The following is a 17,147-nucleotide window of genomic DNA, read 5'->3' on the forward strand; positions in this document are numbered from 1 at the left end:
CACGCGCACCGTCCTCGGTTCGCGGACGCCGCGGTCGCGCATGTCAGTTCTGGCACGTATGCCGGAAATCGGTGCAGGTCATCGGAAAAAGCCATGCTCATCCTTCGTGTTCAAGTGCACTTGAACACCCACCCACCCGGATGTGTCACCGGTGACCGGAAACGGTGCGCGAGGGGGGATTTCGTCGCCCCGCTGCGCTACGGCTGGATCGGTCGCGTGTATGAGCGCATCTGTCGATGCTGGTTTCAACGGTTTCAGACAATAGCAGAGCTGGCGCACTCGTGGTTTCCTCTGCCAGGCCGTCGTGCCGTGGTGAGAGCCGCAGGCTGCTGACGACCAGGGGTGCGAACGCTTGGGCTGCGACGTCACCGGAGGCGGCCAGCGGCGCCAGCCATTCGATGCTGTGGTCGACACCGCCCAGTTCGCCGATCACACCCAGCAGTTGGATCACCGAGCCCGAGGCGCGGTGACCTGCGCGGCCGATTCTGGGGTCAAGGAGATTGGGTGTCTGTTCATCCATCGAAATCTCGTGGCGTTCATCTTGGTGACGCCGATAGCATTCCGCGCGGTGCCCGACAATGACGGATTCGATCTGGTTTGCGAACTGAGCGCGGACGACCTCCGGAAAAAGAGGTGTTCGCCCGTTTCGGTCGAACTGTTCTTCAGGCTCATGTCTTCGACCACGCGGTGGTCGACCTGCTGGCAGTCGTCGCGAGTTCGAAGACTGAAATGTCACGTGACCAATTGGATGCAACCTTCGAGACTTTGCTCCGTAAGACCTCGGGAGTCCTTGTCAAGATCGCAGGGCCCACGGTGCTCTCGGCGAGGACGATCTCTCTACGTGCCGGACAGAGATCGGGGAGCGCAACGGGCTGATCCATCACTTCTTTCGTCAGCATGCAGAGAACTTCATGTCAAGCGTTGGGCAGTAGAGCATCGTCGATGGTCTCGCTGCTACCTCCGGCCTGCTCGAAGCTGCCAACATCGCCTGCACTCGGGTGCTACTCCAGATCGGCGAAGCCCAAGGAATGACCGTAGAAGCTGTCAACCGAGAGTGCGCAGAGATCCTCAACCGAATCCGCTGACGACATCGGACATGGCCGGTCAGACGACAACACGTGTGAACGAATCATGTTGTAATCCAAGCGTTCCTGGGGAAAGTGCCCTGGAAACCAACACTTGGGACGAGCGCAAGTCCCGGCCGGGTATCCACGAAAAGCTCTTCCCGCACTGAGTACGTGGATCACGCGTGTCTTAGAGTCGCAGATGTTGGCTCCTGCTTTGGGCACTGGATGAGTGGGCGGGCTACAGTAGCTCCGTCGCTGGCCAGCGTGGGATCCCGTGGCGCCACGGACCGCCATTGGCGCTTTCGAAGCAACCTGCTATCGATGCTCGATCAAATGAGGAAACTCGCTCAGCACGGCAGCTTGACGGCGCTGGGGATTTGCAACAAGTTGTCCATGGGGTGTAACCAACGGACCACCAGTCCAGAGGCTGGGGTGATTGAACACCGACCCCGACGTGCGCTGTCGTACTGACCCGCGTCGGGCTACGCGATATAGTTGAAAGACGTTCCAGCGCAACATTAGTCGGAGATGGCGAGGCGCCCACCATCGCGGCAGTTTCATCAATACTGTCGGTGGACCGTGACACTCTCGTCACTTCACACCTTCACACCCGCCCCGTGAGGACACATGACCGAGCTGATCCCCGGCATTGACGCCGGCCTCCTGCTGCACTCACAGTTGTTGGCCGATGAACGGTCAATCAGAATCGGGGCGATTCACCGCCTCGACTACAACGAGGCGACTGTGCTCACCCATGACCGCTGGAAGTTCAACGCGGGCGGTATCCCGCAGTTCTCCTATCTCCTTGCAACTGCCCAGGACATCAACACGCCGCAGGTCGATGACGACGAGGTGCTGCTGCTTCGAGTCGAAGGTACCGCCCCACTCAGCATGGAGGCTGACCTTCATGCGGTCCGGGAAGAGTCTCTTCGGACCGCGCTGTCCGGCAAACACGATCCGTCGCCGTCTGCGATCCTCGACGTCGAGATGGATCCGGTCACCCGAAACCGAGTCTCATTCACGGGCCTGAGATGCAAGGTCCTGGGTACCTTTTACGAGGACGACATCGATGGGCAGAGGGTTTTAGAATTTGGTGCCGATGTCGACAACTTCTACGCCACCTCGACCTACCGGGTCCTCAAGCCTGTCGGCGAGGGGTTGTCAACGGTTGCCTCCTACCTAAAGCCAACCGGTCGCGAGGTGAAGCGGGTGCGTATCGGCGCCGTTCGCTACTCCGCCACCAGAAGACGAGCGAAGGCGTCCAAGCAGGCAGATGCTGCAGTCGAGGTCAACATTCGCGATTTGATTGGAAATAAGACCGCGCTCCTCGGCATGACTCGCATGGGAAAGTCGAATACTGCCAAGACCATCATCGCTCGTACCTTTACGGTCTCTGAGGAGTGGCGATCGATAGGGCGCAAGCCAGTCGGGCAGCTGATCTTCGACCCCCAGGGAGAGTATGCCAACCCAAACACTCAGGACGGCACCGAGATCGCTTCAATCGGACCGAAGCACGTCCGGATCTTCAAGTTCGGTGCCGACGGCACACAGGAGCACGTGAAGCCCCTAAACATCAATTTCTTTTCCGAAAACCAGCTTGAGGCCGTGCAGAGCCTGATCGCCGATCAGCTCAGCACTGACCAGACGGGGTATATCGCGGACTTCGCGAATGCGACCTTTAGCGACGTCCGCGGCGACCGATCCGACAGTATCCACGCGCAGCGCGCCCGGCTGGCGCTCTATGGAGCACTGATGAGGGCCGGTTTCAATGTTCCCAGCGGTTTCCGGACACGCATCAATATGAAGGGCGACCTCCAGAGGGAAGTGGCGGGGAAGCTCGGTCGCAATCCGTTTACGCAGGTCGGGGCTGCCGCCAATGCCGTCGCGGTCACGGCCCAGGACGTCGAAGACGTTGTCGATGCGATCGTGAGACTACGCGAGGCGGGAAACGCCATGGCACTCGACTTCACCAAAAACGTTCGCTGGGAAAGCGTTGAGCCGATCTTCACGGCGAGGAGCCAGGGGCGCAACGTACGTGGCTGGAAGAACCTCATCCCGCTGCGACCATTCCACAGCCCGCATACCCAGAAAGACCCCGCCATCGAGATCTACCACGAGCTCGTCGAGGGGAAGATCGTCATCGTTGACCTCCACGTTGGGGCGGCCGCTATCACCAAGGCGCTGAGTGAGTCGATTGCGGCCCGGCTGCTAGAGAAGCAGACGGAGGTGTTCACGTCGGGCGACGAGCCGCCCGCGATTCAAGTCATGCTTGAGGAGGCCCACAACCTATTCGACTCCGACCGATATAAGAACGACCGCGATGTCTGGGTGCGTCTAGCCAAGGAAGCCAGCAAGCTGAACCTTGGCATGACCTACGCCACCCAGGAGGTATCCGGTGTCGCACACCAGGTCAAGGCGAACACCGCAAATTGGGTGGTTGCGCACCTCAACAACGCTAAGGAGGTCAGGGAGCTTGCCCAGTTCTACGACTTCCGTTCTTTCTCCGAGGCAATCATGGCCTCCGAGGATCGCGGCTACGTAAGGATGAAGACGCTCTCGTCCCCGTACATCGTTCCGGTGCAGATCGACCGCTACGACATAGAACTCGTGAATGAAGCGCGGAACGCCGCTGGAGACGAACCTCTTGAGAGGCGGTTGTTTTTGATGCCCTGAGGCACGGTCGTCGGCACGCACGAGATCGCCTCAGCAGCTGGACATTTCACGGCTGTCGTCTATGCGGTCGCGGACCACGCGATCCCTGCGCCGACCGGATCCCTAGTATGGAATGCCTTGCGAGGAAGGGGACTAGGTTCGTCTCGTCGGAGCTACATGCTGTAAGAGCGCGGGTGCCTGAGGATAATGCGTTGGATAGTAACGCTATTGATCACGCCAATGGCGGATCGCAGAACACGTCGATTCGGTTCAGGGGAGACGTTGATGCGGTCGGAAGTGTAGCCGTCGGTCGGAGCGGTGACTGATGCATTCGGTAATGCGTTCGTCGAGAGGGCAATCGGGCTCTACAAGATCGAAGCGCGCCGTGACGACTCGCCGCTGCGGACCGGCCGCTGCGGTAATCAGCTGACCTTGGGCACGCAACGGCCGGCCTGGATAGCGTGGTACAAAAGGCCCCGGCGGGATGCGCCGGCTCGGCTGCAAACCCCGGTTGAGTTCCAAGCAGGCTCGCAAGCCTGCCCCCCCTAGAGGCTGTGGAACAAGAAATCGGTAGTGCGCGAGCTACCGGGCAAGCAGCCGAGAGGCTTTGAGGCGTAAGGTTCAACCGCACTCTGAATGGAAAATACAGAGCAGACGGGATGGCCGGCCGCGTACATTTCCGATCGTGAACTGGCAGCGGATTGAAGCTCGTGTCCTGGAAATCGTCGAACGTGTAACCAACGGCGGCAGAACTGAGGACGACTTCGTTGAGTGCAAGTCGAAGTGGCCCGATCAATCCAGGGCAGCGCGGCGAATCGCGGCGATCTCTAACGCCGCCCGCGGTGAGGATGTCATGTGGTTGATTGGGCTGGATGAGAACGGACATCGGGTGGTTGCTTTGGACGCCACTGACCCGGGCAACTGGTGGGGTTCGGTTGAGTCGAAGTTCGCCGACGGTGTGGCGCCGTCAGTGAGGATGCGGAACATTCCGACCGATCAGGGAATGGTCGTGTGCCTATACTTCGAGACTGACCGGTCGCCGTACGTCGTCAATGTAGACCCGAACACGGCTGGCGGACTCACTCGTGAGGTGCCGTGGCGGGACGGAACACGGACGCGAACGGCGAAACGGCACGAACTGCTGAGCCTGATGAGCGCCGTCACCGCTGTCCCGGAGTTGGAGTTGCTCCAGCCAAAACTAACGTTTGGCCTGGAACGACGGCCGGATCGGTTCGGTGACTTCCGGAACGTCGAAGGTGAGCGTGTCCTGGAGTTCGAGGCGGTTCTGTTCATTGACTCCGAGGACCGTGTTCTGCTGCCGCGCCATCGGTGGGCGACCCAATTCGTGACGATCGACGGCGTGCAGTTCGACGCCGACATCGAATTCAGCCGTCATGTGGTGACGGATTATGGCAAGGCCCGGGTCGAGCCCGAACATGCCTACGGAGTTGCGGTCCGCACCGCGGGACTGCTCGTTACGGGCCCGGACTCAGTCATCTTGACCGCGACTGCGAAGGTTCCCGCCGACGTAGCCACCAGCAGACTCGAATTCGTCTCTTGGGTGGAGGTCTTCGTCCAGCTGCCAACTAACGGAACAGGACGTACCGCCGTCGCCCGTCAGCGTCTCTGCTGGTCCAGCGGGCATAACGAACCGGGCCCAGAGACCGCGGCGCCAGTGGTCTTTGCCACGTGGTCGATGCCCCGTCATTGAGCTCCCGGTAGCGATTACGACCAGCTTCCACGGGTGTGTGAAGGGGCTGCTGCACGGGGAGGCGCTAATTGTCAGCCAATCGTGCAGCAGCCCTTTGCGGATGCTGGTCGTAGAGGATCGGTTTCGGCTTGTTGGGGACGATCGCCACTGAAGACCAATCACTCTTGAAGGAGAAATTCCTCCGCCGCAAGTCGTACGTTCCTCGAGGGATGATCGTCGCGCAAGGAAATTATCGCTTTTCGAACAACGCCAATAACGGGTGTAGGCAGTCTTTTCAGGATGCTCATGGGAACCATTGTTCCATCATGCCCAAGCAGTTCTATCAATCGCCGAGATACGAGTTCTCCGTATCCCTTTTCGGCGTTCGCGAGCAGGGCCAAGCTCCTTGCTGCACCAATTCGTGCGGATGGGTCGTTGGAATAACTCAGTTGTAACGCGATCGCGAGGACCCATTCGTCCCTTTGTTCTTCTGCTAGAACCGCGACAGTGGCCGCTGCTTCAGCAGGCCCATGTTCAACCTGAGTCAGTCGACCTATTTGGGTGAATGCTTCGAGAGGAGGGATCAACCTGCTGGTTGCAAAAAACCTTAGCGCCGCAGGATATGGTCGGACAGCATCCGCTTCAAAGGGCGGAGTACCGGTCGATTCCAGGACTTTCGGCGCAGACTGTCGGTACAGTTCCGATACCGGTTCGGGCAGAGTCGGCCGCAAGCGTGCGAGTCTTTCGAATGCTGAAGTTCTATCACTTCTGGCAACGCTTCCGTCAATCAGAAAGACCGCTATCTCGTGCCACAGTTCGTTATGTCCGGTCTTTGCGGCAAGGAGAACAGCGATATCGGCGACGTCGTATGAACCTATCGAGAACTGGCCCCTATGAGCGGCCTCCCTAGTTTTGGACATGCCGGACGTCAGGATGGCGGCTGCCTGTGAGACTTCAGCAGTCGACACAGGATGTCCCCAGTCAATACCGTTGACAAACTGGATCACGTCATCTACTGACGCGATTTCAGAAAATGAAGTGTTAGCAATGCTCAAGGCGTCAGCGATAACTGCCGTCACCTCCGGCCATTTGGCGGACGACGTTGTGGCCCACCTACGCCATTTCAGCTTATATGATTCGGATATCGCCTTCCAGTCGAGCAGGAACAAGGCATGAGCTATATTTCGGTCGATCATGCTGTCGCCGCTTGAGTGGCGGTCGATCGCATCCAAAAAATAGTTGGCGCCGATATCTGAATTTCCCGCAGCAGTCGTCAGCTCCGCGATAGTTTGCCACAGAGCGCCGAGCCGGACTGACTCGGCTTGCCAATACCCGGACCTGTTCAAAGGCGTGCTTACCTGAATCAAACCGTTTAAAGCCGCACGGGCTTCCGGCTCAGAAAGAAGGTCGGCCGCTGCCCGAAGCACTCGAAGCTCAGGCGTACGCAATTCACGATATGGGCGACGCAGTACCTGGCGAACATCGACACTCAATGACGAGAGCGGCCCGTCCTGTTTGATCTTCTCGATAGCTATATCGAGTTCCGCTTCAGCACCTGCTTGCCTAAACAACCGCAATGAATCTGAGTAGAAATAGGTCCGCGCGCCGGCGTCTGGCTGTCGGAGGAGGCGTATCTGCCCCAACTGCTTACGAATTGAGTTGACGGTGCTGGCACCGATCAGTTCAAGGCGAAGCAACTGCATGAAAATATCTGCGTATGTATTTCCGAAAGTCAGCGTCTGGCTGGACCGGCCAGATTGATATTGCTCGTTTATTAGATGGGCAAGCTGTCTGGAAATTTCGCTCTCTATCAACAGTACTTGCTCGGGCTTCGGGAATCTGGCGCGTACTTCCAATGGGGGAATCACACTCTGCAACTCCTCGCTCTGGTCAGAACGGAGTGGGGAAATGTGGCTCCAGTTGGACCAACGCAGCGCGTCGATGATGTGCACGATGGTGTCCGTGGAAGAGTGTGTAAGAGAATTGACGTCAAACTTCGGCAGACTCTGGGCATCAAGTCCTGCAAGGATTTTCGCCACTGCGATAGTATCGTCCTCAAATGGATAGCCTCTGTCCCGCCGGCGAAGGCAACGTTGCTGCAGGAGGATCGCCCTAATTAGCTGATCGCTCGGACTGTCTCCTTGTACGTTATCGAGGACTGCCCCTATCAGGGATTCGCATTTGTCATAATCCTCAAGTTCTCCACACGCGCAGCAAGCTAATAGGGTAAGTGCGCACGCCTGGGCGGCGTCGCTGTGTGCACTTTGGTAAACTTGCTCGGATAAAATCCCTATCCCATCGCGAATTGTGTTGTGGACAAATGAGAGCTCCACGCCTTTCAGGATATCATTGCTCCGTGCAGCGTCGGCAAGATCGTGATCCTGCGACCTCTGAGTTTTGCTCAGTAGAAAGTCGGCGATCCTTGTGGCTGGGTGCGAGTCGTAGTGATTGTCAGATTTGGTTCGCAACGAAGTTACTGCTTCCGGACGAAGGATAGCTGCGATCCACGACAAGTTTGGTTCCGATGATTCGCTCATCGATTTTCCTTCGCGTTGAAGTAGCGGTCAAATTCCGATGACTCGATAAGGGATCTGTCGGGTATCGCCAGGCGCTTTCGACGTTTTTCGACCAACGGTCTGATCGAGTTGAACAAGATCTCTCGAAGTGAGTCGGCAGACGGTGCGCGCTGAACAAAGAACGAGCTCGAAGGTGTCATAGCTTTGACCCAACCCCTTACGATGTCCTCCGCCCCGCTATCATCACCGATCAGGACAATCACTGCCTGCAAGTGGCTACTGTTACTGTGACGCGAGCTGGCCTGCTCGACTATCTCACGACAACGCGCCGATGATGGTTCCTGGACGACATCGCTAGTGCGCTGTATCGAAATAAGGATATCGACGTCATCAACTTGGTAACCGTCGCGCAGGTCGACTACCTCGACCAGTGGATCCGAGGCAGCGTGTCGGACTTCGTCGTATAAAATCTTCCATTCGAGAGATTCGGCATCGAGTTCCGTCCAGAGCTCGGCGACTACCCGGGGGAAGTCCACACGAACCTCTATGCCGGAGCGTATAGGCGGCCGCAGAGCGCGTTCTCGTCGATATTGCTGCCGGATCATCCTGACGTTCGAAATTGATTCGCTGATCCACGTCAACTGAGTTGGGTCCTCAACCGGCTTGACGATAGAGGTGTGTGTTCCGTTCAGCGGTAGGATCTGGCTTTCTGGTATTCCGAAGGTCGCGCTGAATCGATTCACGACGTCGTCTTGTGACGCTATGCACGCATATCGCGGGATAATATACCGGCGTGAGCCAGGATCAGCCACGGCGAACCCCTCGACATGCGAAGAGAAGAACCTCTCAACTTCCTCCGTGTAGGGCGAGAACCTCTTTAGCCATCTGAATTCTCGAATCCACCAACCCAGGAGTGGAGTCGCCCAACCTGAGCCGGCCCGCGGCGAGGCGAACATCACAAGCGCCGCGACCTGAACAAGCGCATCAGATTCCATGGTATAGGTAACGTCGTCAAGCATTCGGCGTATCGCAGCAGACGATACGAGCCCGCCTAAACTATGGGCCACGACAATAATTTCATCGTACCCGACCGTTAGATCCCGTAGAATGCCGGCAAGTTGATCGATGTGGAAGGTTAGATCCGCCCCACGCCTTCTTAATGCATAGATTCCAGATTTGTAGTGGAAGACGGCGACATCGCATGGGCCAAGAAGGTCGCTTTGAAACATCGCCTTCGGGAGGCCCCCCCAGGTGCCGTATCCGTGCCCCTGAAAGCCGTGAACGAAGAGAACTACCGTACCCGAATCGTATTCGGCTTGAGCATGAACATTGATGCCTCGAGGCCCGAACTTCTCGAGCTGAAGAAAATCTTGCTGGGGATGAACGTTCAACAGCCCCCACAGCGCCGACGCGCTTCCAGCCTTCAAAGCCGAATCCCCGATCGCAGTTCCTGTGGCAACCTCGTCGTGCTCGCTGCATTATATCGGAGATGGAGAACTGATCACTGTGGCACTCCACGATAGTACTATAACTGTAATCGATAGACACATGTATATTCCGGATAGTGCGACTGTCCAGCGGCTGTGGCGGTTAGCGCGGACGACCAGGATGCGTGGGTGGGCGGCGAGCAGTAGCACATCCGGGGTGCTTCGTGGTACTGCGCTGTGTGCCGGCGGGTCGGTCAGCGCACTGCTGAATCCTCACATGTCACCTCACCGCCCCAGGTGGCATCGTTCGGATGTGGCAGGTGCGATTGCATACTTTTCCTGGTCGCGGCAGGTACAGTGCCCGTTTCCTCGATGACGTTGCGGTGGAGCAGGTTCCGCGACGACTGTCAGCGCTACGTCAGAGAGCGTTGCCTGGATCGGCGCGTTCGTTCTCCTTCAGGTCGCCACTCTTTTCCTGTTCCCGCTATACCGCACTGGTTGCGGTCGGCCCGAGGTACGCGTCCTATCGGCATGGTCGGGAGTTCGCGGTGCGGTACGGCGCGGGCGGTACGACGGCCGCCGCCATCTGGCCGTTGATCGTGGACGGGCTGTTGACCCTGGCGACGGTCGAGCTGTTGAAGCCCAGCCGCGACCAAAGTGCGGGCGGACGGTGGGCAGCGTGGTCGGCGTTAGTGTTCGGGATCTGCCTGTCGCTATGCGCCAATATCGCGGCGGCCCCAGTGCTGAACGTATTCAGCGTCGCGGTCGCCGCGGGCCCACCGGTGGCGTTGCTGCTGGCGGTCGAGTTACTCAACCGTGCGCTGAAACGGCACCTGTTGTGCTTCCGGCGGAACGGCCGGACTCCATTGCGGCAGCATAACCGGCGACGTGCATACGCTCGCGAGAGTCGTGTGCTTCCGGCCCGATGGCCGGCTTCCATTGCGGCCCGAACCCATCGCACTGGTTGCGTGCTGTACCCCAGTGCGTGCTTCCAGCCGGAAACGCCGGGCTGCATTGCAGCTGGATCGCTGAAGCCGCCGGTACCGAGCACACCGCAGTGCTTCTGGCCGAAACGACCGGAATCCGTCGCGGCGTCAAGTTCGGCTGCAAACGAGCCGCTGGCCTCGACGGCGGGGCTTCCGGGTCTAGACGGCCAGACTCCGTTGCGTTGCGGGCGTGGCCTGGTTGCCCTAAGGCCAACACTTCCGCCCGAAACGGCCGGACTCCATTGCGGCCACCAGAAGTACACCACCAACGAGACGATGGTTCGGCGGGTGTTCCGACCGAATGGCCGGACCCCATTGTGGCACGGTGACGAACCCGCAGGTAACCAGCCGCGAACGTGACCCTTCCGGCCAACCGCCGGACTCCATTGCGGCACTTTCTCCTGGGTGCCCTGGTCGACGTGGACGATCGAGGCGCTTCCGGCCGAAACGGCCGGACTTCATTGCGGCATTAGTTTTCTCGACGCTGCCGTGGCTAACATGGCTTGCTTCCGGCCAAAACGGCCGGACTCCATTGCGTATGCGAAGTCCATGATGAGCGCGGGCCAGCGCGCCACCATGATGCGCGGGTCCGTTGGTGTGGTCGCCGAGGTCGATGAACCGGCGCTGGTTCAGACGGGTCGATACGTCGACGAGTCACGATGCGGCGTTAGAACGCGATGCCAGAGTTTTTAATTCCAAACTCAATCTGAGCTGCCACTCCGTAGATTTGGGCATTGTCTGGATTCGAGTTAAAGCCTCGACCGCGGCGGCGATGGGTTGACGGCGGCGCTCGTGAACCTGCCCGAGGCTGCTGTGGAGTCGAGAAGGGCTCGGCCGCAGGGTCTTCTTTCGACGTCCGCTTGACATCCATTCGGTATGGCGGGCTGGGAGTCACTCGCCAACCATGTTGGGCTGACTGCAATTCGGCTGCGGGCGGTGGCCCAACGGATCATCCAAGCAGTGTCACCACCGATCCAGCTCGGCGCGCCTATACAGTTCGTCAGCAATTGTCTGCGCCGAGGCGGGGGTGACAACTGTGTCGTTGTCATTCACGTCAATTAGGTAGCGACCGGCAGCCCGGGTGCTGTCGCTGATGTCGAGCCAGGTGACGAAGGCGGGCGGATAGGGGCGCCGGTCGTGTAGGTGGCGGTCGATCCGCAGGTAGCCTTGCGCGGTGCGTTCGAGCCGGAGGAGCGTTCGGATTCTTTCTTCGACAGGACGTTTGCCAGCATCGTCCTGCAGCCAGGAACTCGGCGGCTGCTCTCCGCGCACACGCGGGGTGTATCCGACGAGCCGTCCAATGGCTCCAGCCGCGACAGTCGGCATCGTCGCTGCGATGTGACGGCCGAGCCGGCGGCGAGTCGTTACTACGAGCTTAATCTCACCGCCGAAGTCTGCTGTTGCACCGGACTTTTGGAACAGAACGACACCTAGATCGCCAATCGCTGCGGCGAGGGAGCGAACTCTTCGATGAGATCTGTGGAACCATCCGTTGCAGATGATGCGCAGGTCCGGGTTGGCCAGCACTCGTAGCGGGCCGGTGAGATCGGGGTCTGCGCCGCGCGGGTAGCGAGCGCTGATCTCCAGTCGGGTCAGGTCGTATTCGTCTGCGTTAGTCGGTGTTTCGATCACCTTTATCGGATGCGGGTAATCGCCGGCAAGACCGGTTTCCGACGCCCACACATAAGCAAACTCATCGGGCGTGAATACCCAGGACGTTTGGGTTCTCACCGCGGCGGAGCCTCACCGGGGTCGTTGTCCATTATTGGTCCGGTCCCGGACAGGTCGATGTATACGAGCTCAGCGTCGTCGGTGACCTGCTCAGGCTCTTCACCTGCGGGCGTAGGGCTTACCGCGGGGAAACTATCGTATTGCGCGGCCGGCGCGAGCTGGAACGCGGAGGTGGCCCGCACGGACTCCGGAATGGCAGCACTGCGCCCCGCAGTGGCTTCCGAATCAGCGTTGGAAGCAATCTGATTGGATTGTGCATCAGGCTGATTAGGCGAAGAAGAAGATCCTGAATCGGGTTGCCAGACAGTGCCCGGCGGAGTCTCGGGCCGAGCCGCCTGACGCGGTGTGGCTGGAGGGTTGGGCTCGGCGAAACCGTCATCGTCGTACATCGACGACCTGCTGGTGCGGTCAGTCGGAATGTATGGGGGCGGTGGCGAGTACGCGCTCGCCGAGGTAGCAGAGCCCGGATACTCATCGCCATCGAAGTCTGCGACCGAGTCCGCGCCGATGACACCGACCGGAGTTTCGAGACCCTCGGTCCACTCCGGCTGGACCCCCTTCAAAAAGTCGGGCGTCAGATGCTCTCGATCTTCTTCCCTGTCCTTGCGCTGCGCGTGCGGTGCATGCGGCAGCGATCCTGTCCGCGAACGCCCCTGTGCCGCAGCATCTCCACGAGTACCGAACTGAGATTGCGCTTCCGCGGCCAGACCACCGCCCACACTGAATCCCGGCTGGGGTGCACGTGCCGATCCGACACCGCCGTGCTGGGATCCGAGCGAATTAGAACCCGAACCACTCAGGCCGCTGCTCGCACCGCCGCCGGGCACTGCCAAGTCGCCGCCGGGCCCCACACCTGCCGCTGTCGTTGCGGCGGAGTCAGCACCACCGCCGGGCAGCAACCCTTGCGGCACATTCAATCCCGCCGGACTTACCGCCGCTGATGGACTGCCGGACTGGTCGGCGGGTTGATCGTCCCCTTGCCGTGGGCCCGTGCCAGCATCGAGGGTAGCACTCGAACCACCTTGCACACCACCAGGATTCGTTCCGTTGCGCGTAACCCCTGCGGAAGGTGAGGTGCCGTCACCAGCAGTAGCTTTCGAAACATCCAGATACGAAGGCACATTCGCTCCCGCAGGAGGTATCACCGGCGTGTATATGCTGTTCAGAGCACGAATTGCATCCTGGCGAGCCCTTTCCCGCGCCTGATCCGCTTGATCCGTGTCCTTCGGATCAGGCAGCCGAGGCAGCAGTGCCTGCCCAGAGTCCTCGCCACTCGGCGTGAGGTTCACCGAACCCGGTGGCGGCTGCACCGCCTTACGCACCGCCTCGGCCGCCCACGCCGCGCCATCCATCCGCCCGGCGACCGATTCGAATACCTGCCCGATCTGGTTCGCCACACGCGCATAGCGTTCCGACGCAGCCTGCGCCGCATCAGCGGCGGCGCCCTTCCACAACCCGTGCCCGAAGATGTTGTTCATCCCCAGCATCAACGTGAAAGAAGAAAGGTTCTCCAGCTCACTGGCACATTCAAACCAAGTCTGCCGCATGGTCTGCAGACCCTTCGGGTCCAGCCCACCGACACCGTGCACCGCCTCATACAGCTCTTGGTGCGACATCCCCTCGAAATGATCGTCAGTGCTGGTATAGGCCGGATCGACACCCGCGCCGAGTTCGCTGAGCCGGCTATCGCCCTGCCGTATGCGCGTCTGGGCGTCGGCAATCTTCTGAGTGAACGGCTGGATGCTGGCCTGGATCGCAGCGTCCTGAATCTGACCGAAGATGCTCTTCGGCGGATCAGCCGCCGGACCCGGTTGCGGATCGTGGTCTCCGCTCATGTGCCACCCCTGCCGGTTCAACGTCCTGGTACATACAGCTCCCCCGACCTGGAGGCTAACACAGAGGTTCGCCTGGTCGGAGTCCACATCTGAACGGCGTAAATGGCACAATACCTGCGGAAGTGACTGTGATCGCACCGTCGGAGTCGGTGTCCCGGCGCCGGATCGAAGGGGGAGGCTCAGCGTGCTGCAAGCCGATATCGATGAGTTGAATAAGCTGGTCAGAACTCTGAAAGATGTTGCCACCCAAGTCGACGGCATCGCTATCCGCAAGACCGGTGACGAGATCACCGCAGCCCTCCCCGGCTGCACCATCGGTCCGGCGTGTGCGCAGCTCGGGGAATTCACCGAAGGCGCGTGGCTCCGAGTCGCCGAACGCATTCGCGCACTGTCGGACCTCGTCACCAAGTCGGCGAACATGTACGCAGCCACCGACGAGCAGTTCAAGCAGCTGCTCGACACGATGGACTTCCACAGCCGGGGGAACCAGTAATGCCAACACGTCCAGACGTCGAGAAGTGGAACACCGGCAAGCTGTCGGAGTGGGCCACCCAAATCGACACGGCCATAGGGACTTACGAAACCCAACTCGGCCGGATGCTCACCCAGTTCACCGGCACGAACTGGGTCGGTGGCGCTCGCGACGCAGCCTACGACCGTTTCAGCGAAGAGAACACCGAGGGCCGCAAGCTATCCCAGGAAATTCGCGACGCCACGGCCGCCCTACGCGGCGCTGACGGCCGCCTCGCCGACGAGCGCCGAATCCTGCTGGGTAAGGTCGCCGACGCGGAATCCGACACCGAATCGCCCCTCGCGCTGATCGTCAACGACCGGTGGGCAGTCCAAACCAAACAGGCCATCCTCAGCGGCTCCCAAATCCAAGACGACCTGCGCAAAACCAAAGAACGCATCGACCACCACCAAGGGTTGATCAATACCGCGTACTACAGCCTGGCCGGCGCCATCAGCGAGGTCGCCACCGCAATCACGAACGCAGCAGAGAAGATCCGTGTGCGTGGCGATCTGCTGGGCAGCGGAATCGACGCGCCGGTGACGCCGGCCGACACCGCCAAGCTCGGTCGCGACGACGGCAAAGCCGTCCACGATGCCTTACGGCCAGACGGCACCATCGACAAGGCCAAGCTGGAGGAGATCGCGGGTCACCTTCCCCAGGGCATCCTGACCGAACAAGAGCTCCGAGACCTCGCCGACGGCAAAGAAGTTGCCACTATCCCAGCCGAGACGCAGCAGTACTACCACGAGTTCTTCCAAGGGGCCGGAAAGGACGGGCTGGTCGCGCTGACCGACCAGCTCTCCGCCGACGAGAAAGCCGGCAAACCCGGTGCGACGGACAAACTCAATGCGCTCGGCAATGCAATGTTCACGCTGTCGAATGAGAAAGTCGGCACCGGGAGGGGGCCCGACGGAAAGCTTCAGAATCCCGGCGGTTACAACCAGCTTCCGCAAGACGTGCGTGATCTGCTGGACCGTCGTTCACAAGACCTCGATCCGGCCAAGCTCGCCCGACCCGGACAACAGGCCAAAGATTTCCACCAGCTGATGAGCATCAGCGACCTCGTTGCTCACGCGTCGCCCGGTAACCAGCCCGGAACAACGCTCGGAATCGAGCTGCAACGCCAGGGGGCGAGCATGGCTGACTACCTGGACTCGAACCGGAAGGTTCACGGCGACATCCTTCAGGGCGAGGGCTGGCAGCCAGGAGACGCCCACCGTATCGATGACAGCGCCCGCAAGTTCTTCACCGCGGGCCTCACGAACCACGACTCGAGCTCAGCCCTCATCACGGGCAAGCTCCCGCCTGATGTTCCGACACCCCACGGTGATGACGTACGCCCTCACGCCGACTACGACCGCGGCAAGTTCGCTAACGAAGTCCTCCACCACGATTGGGGCGACAAAGGAAAGACTCCCGCTAAGTTGTTCGACTGGGTCGCGAACGACACTCATGAGACCGGTGCCGACGGTCTCCCAACAGAGCACGCGATCAAGGCTCGCGAGACGCTCGCGAATCTACCGAATTTCTTCGCGCCACCTGAAACGCATGGCCCTAACGGGGACCAGCCGACGCTCAATCGGCATGGCGACCTTGCAACACTCAAAGATGGCACGACCATCATGGAGGACAACGCTAAGTTGTTCGCCAAGAATCCTGAGCTGTCGAAATCGCTTGCTTCCGTTATGGGTTCGAATATCGACTCGTTCGGCGAGCGGTTCCCGGCAACCGGCGTGGCAGATGATGGTCAGCTGAGACTGTCGAGCACCGACGCGGACCGCCTCCTATTCCTGGCCAGCCAATCCGATCAGGGGCGGTTGACGTTGGAGGTATCCCGCCAGGCGTACGAGCAGTCATTCTTCGATGACGCTTTCGCGAAGAATGGCCCGAACGCCGGTAGCGTAATCAGTGAACAGTCAAAATATTTCGGTGGCCTCGATGGCCGAATCACATCAGCCGCCGAGAACGCAATGACATTCCAAGATCAGGCGGACGTCAAGAAATACAACGACCATCAGATGCACATATACAACGTCAAGAAAGAAGCCGCCAAGATCATCGCAGATATGGCGACAGCACCGTTGAAGGTCGGTTCGGATGTTCCAGGCGCAAACTATGCCAATGTAGTGGCGAAACACCTGACCGACGGCGTCGTCAACCATGAAATAGACGGGTTCGTCCCCAAACCGCAGGAGTTGCGGCAGGTCTATCCGGATATCAAGTCCATCAACGCTGCAGCTGATTTGGGCGAGCAGCGTCGGATGATAAACGCGGCGATCGATAGCGGACAGGACGTCGGAATTCTAAAGGATCCCACAACGCATCGTGCCATCGATTTCAACCTTCCAACCCAAGCGCAGCTCGATGCCCGCCAGGGATTCAATCAGAGATACGGACTCGAGGGTTATCTGAACGAATACTCCCAGCACCATTCGATCGAAACTTTGCAGGATACTGCGAGAACCCAAGCAGATCTCAAAGTGATCCTGACCGGTCGTGACCACTAGGACACCAACGATGAATGGTTCTCTCCTCAGGCACTTCGCAGCGTCGAAACCAAAAGTCTGGACCATCGCTTCGATCGCTGTAGTACTCGTCGCCGTTGTCGCAGCGGTAGTCTACTCAGTGGTTATCCGACCACGTAATGCTTCGAGCTATCCTCCTCCGTTCGAGCACTGGGATATAGCCGTTCAACTGTCAGGCCAGGAACTCGCTGCCGCGCAATTTCT

The 17,147-nt window shown here is 59.7% G+C and carries 10 protein-coding genes; 5 read left to right on the forward strand and 5 right to left on the reverse strand.

Annotated elements, in window-relative coordinates:
- Nucleotides 1–145 precede the first annotated feature (145 nt).
- On the reverse strand, nucleotides 146–520 hold the full coding sequence (locus tag AC5592_RS33155; RefSeq protein WP_157122398.1) for a hypothetical protein: 375 nt from the start codon (nucleotides 518–520) through the stop codon (nucleotides 146–148).
- A gap of 1,174 nt (nucleotides 521–1,694) precedes the next feature.
- Between AC5592_RS33155 and AC5592_RS33160 the strand changes: the two genes are divergently transcribed.
- Together AC5592_RS33160 and AC5592_RS33165 are read left to right on the forward strand one after the other, a co-directional pair.
- Nucleotides 1,695–3,740: a helicase HerA domain-containing protein gene (locus tag AC5592_RS33160; RefSeq protein WP_063066459.1), complete on the forward strand. Its 2,046-nt coding sequence runs from the start codon at nucleotides 1,695–1,697 to the stop codon at nucleotides 3,738–3,740.
- Between the two features lie 664 nt (nucleotides 3,741–4,404).
- A complete protein-coding gene (locus AC5592_RS33165) occupies nucleotides 4,405–5,430 on the forward strand; it encodes an AlbA family DNA-binding domain-containing protein (protein WP_063066460.1) in 1,026 nt (341 codons plus the stop codon).
- Between the two features lie 158 nt (nucleotides 5,431–5,588).
- Here AC5592_RS33165 and AC5592_RS33170 read toward each other — a convergent pair whose 3' ends face one another.
- Nucleotides 5,589–7,946, reverse strand: coding sequence for a hypothetical protein (locus AC5592_RS33170; protein ID WP_157122400.1), 2,358 nt, complete (start codon nucleotides 7,944–7,946; stop codon nucleotides 5,589–5,591).
- Nucleotides 7,943–9,352 carry an esterase/lipase family protein gene (locus AC5592_RS33175; protein ID WP_198164005.1) on the reverse strand — a complete coding sequence of 470 codons (1,410 nt, stop codon included), beginning with the start codon at nucleotides 9,350–9,352 and terminating at the stop codon, nucleotides 7,943–7,945. The genes AC5592_RS33170 and AC5592_RS33175 overlap by 4 nt, the downstream gene beginning before the upstream one ends.
- Nucleotides 9,353–9,663: 311 nt before the next feature.
- Between AC5592_RS33175 and AC5592_RS33180 the strand changes: the two genes are divergently transcribed.
- Nucleotides 9,664–10,698, forward strand: coding sequence for a DUF2637 domain-containing protein (locus AC5592_RS33180; protein WP_084507578.1), 1,035 nt, complete (start codon nucleotides 9,664–9,666; stop codon nucleotides 10,696–10,698).
- Between the two features lie 603 nt (nucleotides 10,699–11,301).
- On the opposite strand, the gene AC5592_RS33185 is transcribed toward AC5592_RS33180, so the two are convergent.
- Together AC5592_RS33185 and AC5592_RS33190 are read right to left on the reverse strand one after the other, a co-directional pair.
- A complete protein-coding gene (locus tag AC5592_RS33185) occupies nucleotides 11,302–12,069 on the reverse strand; it encodes an ESX secretion-associated protein EspG (protein WP_084507581.1) in 768 nt (255 codons plus the stop codon).
- On the reverse strand, nucleotides 12,066–13,904 hold the full coding sequence (locus tag AC5592_RS33190) for a hypothetical protein (RefSeq protein ID WP_157122404.1): 1,839 nt from the start codon (nucleotides 13,902–13,904) through the stop codon (nucleotides 12,066–12,068). The genes AC5592_RS33185 and AC5592_RS33190 overlap by 4 nt, the downstream gene beginning before the upstream one ends.
- Before the next feature lie 184 nt (nucleotides 13,905–14,088).
- On the opposite strand from AC5592_RS33190, the gene AC5592_RS33195 reads away from it, so the two are divergent.
- Both AC5592_RS33195 and AC5592_RS33200 read left to right on the forward strand, forming a co-directional pair.
- A complete protein-coding gene (locus tag AC5592_RS33195; RefSeq protein WP_063066465.1) occupies nucleotides 14,089–14,397 on the forward strand; it encodes a hypothetical protein in 309 nt (102 codons plus the stop codon).
- Nucleotides 14,397–16,925, forward strand: coding sequence for a TPR repeat domain-containing protein (locus tag AC5592_RS33200; RefSeq protein ID WP_063066466.1), 2,529 nt, complete (start codon nucleotides 14,397–14,399; stop codon nucleotides 16,923–16,925). Before AC5592_RS33195 ends, AC5592_RS33200 begins: the two co-directional genes overlap by 1 nt.
- The last annotated feature ends 222 nt before the right edge of the window (nucleotides 16,926–17,147 follow it).

The organism is Nocardia violaceofusca NBRC 14427 (genome assembly GCF_963869435.1).
Taxonomy (GTDB): Bacteria; Actinomycetota; Actinomycetes; order Mycobacteriales; family Mycobacteriaceae; genus Nocardia; species Nocardia aobensis.

Bases quoted from the DNA above. Each gene is read 5' to 3' on its own strand.
- AC5592_RS33155 (WP_157122398.1), bottom strand. From the start codon at position 520: ATGGATGAACAGACACCCAATCTCCTTGACCCCAGAATCGGCCGCGCA.
- AC5592_RS33160 (WP_063066459.1), top strand. From the start codon at position 1,695: ATGACCGAGCTGATCCCCGGCATTGACGCCGGCCTCCTGCTGCACTCA.
- AC5592_RS33170 (WP_157122400.1), bottom strand. From the start codon at position 7,946: ATGAGCGAATCATCGGAACCAAACTTGTCGTGGATCGCAGCTATCCTT.
- AC5592_RS33180 (WP_084507578.1), top strand. From the start codon at position 9,664: ATGTGGCAGGTGCGATTGCATACTTTTCCTGGTCGCGGCAGGTACAGT.
- AC5592_RS33190 (WP_157122404.1), bottom strand. From the start codon at position 13,904: ATGAGCGGAGACCACGATCCGCAACCGGGTCCGGCGGCTGATCCGCCG.
- AC5592_RS33200 (WP_063066466.1), top strand. From the start codon at position 14,397: ATGCCAACACGTCCAGACGTCGAGAAGTGGAACACCGGCAAGCTGTCG.